General features: G+C 50.1%; 4 protein-coding genes. 1 reads left to right on the forward strand and 3 read right to left on the reverse strand.

Features of this window, described 5'->3' with window-relative positions; all coding sequences use genetic code 11:
* Positions 1-502: 502 nt before the first annotated feature.
* On the forward strand, positions 503-1,327 hold the full coding sequence (locus C7B82_RS25255; RefSeq protein WP_106259529.1) for a C-phycocyanin alpha-cysteine-84 phycocyanobilin lyase subunit CpcF: 825 nt from the start codon (positions 503-505) through the stop codon (positions 1,325-1,327).
* A gap of 145 nt (positions 1,328-1,472) precedes the next feature.
* Here C7B82_RS25255 and C7B82_RS25260 read toward each other — a convergent pair whose 3' ends face one another.
* From C7B82_RS25260 to C7B82_RS25270, 3 genes are all read right to left on the reverse strand, one after another.
* Complete coding sequence (locus C7B82_RS25260) at positions 1,473-1,742, reverse strand: rod-capping linker protein CpcD (protein WP_106259530.1); 270 nt, start codon at positions 1,740-1,742, stop codon at positions 1,473-1,475.
* Between the two features lie 130 nt (positions 1,743-1,872).
* On the reverse strand, positions 1,873-2,742 hold the full coding sequence (locus tag C7B82_RS25265) for a phycobilisome linker polypeptide (protein ID WP_106259531.1): 870 nt from the start codon (positions 2,740-2,742) through the stop codon (positions 1,873-1,875).
* A 45-nt stretch (positions 2,743-2,787) separates the two neighbouring features.
* Complete coding sequence (locus tag C7B82_RS25270; protein WP_106259532.1) at positions 2,788-3,606, reverse strand: phycobilisome linker polypeptide; 819 nt, start codon at positions 3,604-3,606, stop codon at positions 2,788-2,790.
* Positions 3,607-3,707: the final 101 nt, after the last annotated feature.

Consider the following 3,707-nt stretch of genomic DNA (forward strand, 5'->3'; position numbering starts at 1 on the left):
GGAGGGATAAGCGATGCCTGACTGATGTTGGGTGTTGTTTATGCCTCCGGGCATTGTTTTGACAAGTTTTTTGAGATTATATTTTTCCGAGCTATATTATTTGCTTACCTTTTATTCAAATTGCCCTTTAGATTGGCTTCTTTAATTTACCGTGGGTACGAATCAGATATCCAGAACGGTGAACCATTAACAGTGAGCAGGCGATCGCCAATCTCCACGGGGAAGATTTTTTCGACTTTACGCAGCCTGGTGGTTAGGGCGTTTTCGGGTTGACAATCCACACTTCCCTGCTTTATCAAACGGCGCTGTCAACTGTGATAACGCTCGTGGACGCACTGCTGTAGCTCAAAAGACAGCATCAGTTCAAATCTGCCTACTGTCGTGTGAATGTTAAGTTTTAGAACGATCGCCTCATAAACCGGAGTGATGCAACGTGTCGGGTGAGAATGTAAGGAAGCTGAAATGCGTCTCATCTGACGATCCATCCCATTCTCTTTCGTCTATGGCTGACCTCTCCATTCTCATCCGTGCTGTAGAAGAGGCAGACTCTGCCAGTCTACTCACGAGGGCAGTGCAAAATCTGGCAGCAGTCGGTCTCGAAGCCGCTGTGCCTACCTTGATCGCTGCTTTGAGTTATAACAATCCCGGAGCTGCTGTGGCTGCTGTGGATGGCTTGGTTACGATCGGGCAAGCTGCCGTACCGGCGCTGCTAGAGCAACTCGATCAGCACAATTACACTGCTCGCTCATGGACGATTCGGGCGTTGGCTGGAATTGGCGATCCTAGAGGTTTGGTGACCTTGTTGGGAGGGGCAACCGCCGATTTTTCGCCCAGCGTCCGTCGTGCTGCCGCTCGTGGCTTAGGTGTCATGAAGTGGCAATGGTTTCCGGATGACCTCCTGGAAATTGCTCAAGCAGAGGCTCTGGAAGCACTGCTGTTTGTTGCACAACAGGATGAAGAGTGGGTCGTTCGATATGCGGCCGTTGTAGGGCTACAAGCGCTTGCTGCAACACTGACGGCAACAGACCCCGATGGGCGATCGCAAATTCAAGCTCAGTTTGAAAAAATGGCGATCGACGATGAAAGTTGGGCAGTGCGTGCTCGTATCTTAATGGCACAGCAGCAGATCCAGGCAAAGACATCCTACCTGCTCCTGCAACCGCCTGAGGAGCAGGCATCACCACTATCAGCCGTCGACTGGCAAATGATTTTAGAGAGTCTATACCGTCGCAAGGGGCAAGAACGGCTGATGCTGTCTGAAGGTGATCCACGCTCTTATCAAGCAATGGCAGTGGCAATTGCTCAAGAGACTAACCCACCTCACTAGAGTACGCCTCCTGCGGGCATCGTTTGATACTACTTGGGGCTTAAGACAAAACAAGGGGCTTAAGCCCCTTGTTTTGTCAGTCTATGAGAATCTCACCGAATAAAAAAGCAATGTTGTAGACGTTCCTTCACAAAAGAATGATGGTTTAACCTTTCCCACTCCCTTTTGAAGACTCCCCTGACTGTGCAGAGAGAGGATAAATGTTGACGATTCTGCCACCCAAGCGCGTGATACGACGCATTTCTTCATTCATGCGACTATAGGGTACTTGCACCAAGGTATTGCTGCTGTTACGCAGCGGATAACGATTGTTATCAGTTTGCTCGTTTTGGCGCAATCCTTCGACTTCATAAATAAAGACGCGGCTATCGGATGCGGCGCTGGAGGCTCTGGTCAATGATAGTTGTGCCGGCATTGTTGTGTTCTCGCCTAAAGAGGTTTACAAGTTAGGGTTGAGCGAGAGCGATCGCGGAGCCTTCCCTAAAATTGATCGGGCTTCAAACGATCGCCGCGATCGCTCTGGTTGATCGGTGGTGAAATGGACACTATTGCGCGATATTGATACTCGCTACTTTACCGCCCATTTTGTTGATTTGTTGGAGCGTGCTGGATAGCTGCTCGTAGGGTACGACGAACTCCTGGTTACTGCGACGCACTCGTGGGTAGCGGGGTAGGCTTACCGCAGACACTTCAATGCGGTACAGCCGATCAGACGAATCGATCGAAGAGCGACCAAAGACCCGACTCGGCATTGTCCCCTGTTTCGAAGGGCGGTAAGCCCACCCTTCATTCACGCCTGAAGGTCCGATTACTGCAGAAACGCTATTTTTGCCTAGCTCAGCCGCCAAGCGAGAGGTGGAACCAGCAATTTGGGAGCGATCGCTAGTGGCATACCCCCGATACAGTTGAAACATCCGGGGAAATCCAGCAGTCTTCTGACCCGTTTGCGTCGAAAAACCACGGTAGTAAGGCACAATGGCATCGCCAAAATTGGAATCATACTCAGCAGAATCGATGTAGGAATCAATATCTGCCTCAAAGCCCTCATTTTGATAACGATCCAGATGCTCAATCACTTCCGATTCATCGTAGGGCGCACGTCCCAACAAATGCTTGAAGTTTAATTCAATCACCCTGGTTTGAAAATGCGGATAAAGAAACTTGGTTTTGTACAGCTCTGATTTTGCAAGGGCACGGACGAACTCGCGCACCGTCATTTGCCCGTTGGTTAGCAGAGATTCCAGACCAATCTGCCGCTCTGCTGCCATCAAATAATCGTTCCCCAAGACTTGGCGGTAAATCGCCTGAATGACAATTTTGCCCTCTTCGGGTGTCCAGTTAGAGCGCAGTTCAAGCGGTTGTGCTTCACTAAACGCACTCGTTCCAAGTCGTGAAGCTGCAGTTGTAATCGCCACAGAGGAGTCTCCTGATAAGAGTTGATGGTTCAAAGATAAGTTGAATCAAGCAGGGGAAATGCTGACCACTCGGCTTCCGCGTTGATTGAGCCGCTGAAGGGTAGAGGAAAGTTGGTCATAGCCCACCAAATATTCTCCTACGCTGCGGCGAATTTGGGTCGTCTGAGCACTAGCGGCTTGGGTAACGCGTACCCGATACAGCTGACCTCGATCGCCACCGGTTGTACCAGATAGACCTTGCCCAAAGTGAGGCGTCCGCACTGGGCTAGCCGTATTGCGCGCCAAATCGTTGGTCAGCCAAGCCGATTTGTTTTTACCTTGCGCACGATCGCTGTTGGCGTACCCTTGATAAAGCTGAAACATGCGGGTAAAGCCCACTGTTTTTTGTTGGCGTTGCGTCTCAAACCCCCGATAAAAGGGTACGACCGCCTCGCCAAAACTTTCCTGGTATTCCTGCGAGTTTAGATAAGAGTTGATCTCTGCCTCATACCCTTTTTCAACATAGAGATTAACGTGCTCGGTAATCTCTGCCTCGTCATAGGGTGCACGTCCCAGCAGGTGCTTATAGTTCAATTCAATAAAGCGCACCTGAGGCGTCGAGTAAAAAAACTTTTGCCGATAGAGTTCCGACTGCGCCAACGTCCTGATAAATTCTCGCACCGTAATGTCACCCCGACGCAGCAGTGATTCAGCACTCGTTAACCGTTCTGCTTGCATCAAATGATCATTACCAAACACCTGTCGGTATGCCGTTGCAATCGCCGCTTGCACATCCCCCTCTGACCAATTTGCCCGCAGTTCCACTGGCGACGTGACTGCAAATGGCTCAAATCCTAACTGTCTTGCAGCGGTAGAACTTGTCATGTCTGGAGTCCTTTGTATTAATAGGGATTTTGATGAAAAAAAGATGCCCAGAACGACAGACACTGTTTATGCGTCAAGCACCTACAGCCTTCTGTCGTTCT

The sequence above is a fragment of the Stenomitos frigidus ULC18 genome, from assembly GCF_003003795.1.
Taxonomy (GTDB): domain Bacteria; phylum Cyanobacteriota; class Cyanobacteriia; order Leptolyngbyales; family Leptolyngbyaceae; genus Stenomitos; species Stenomitos frigidus_A.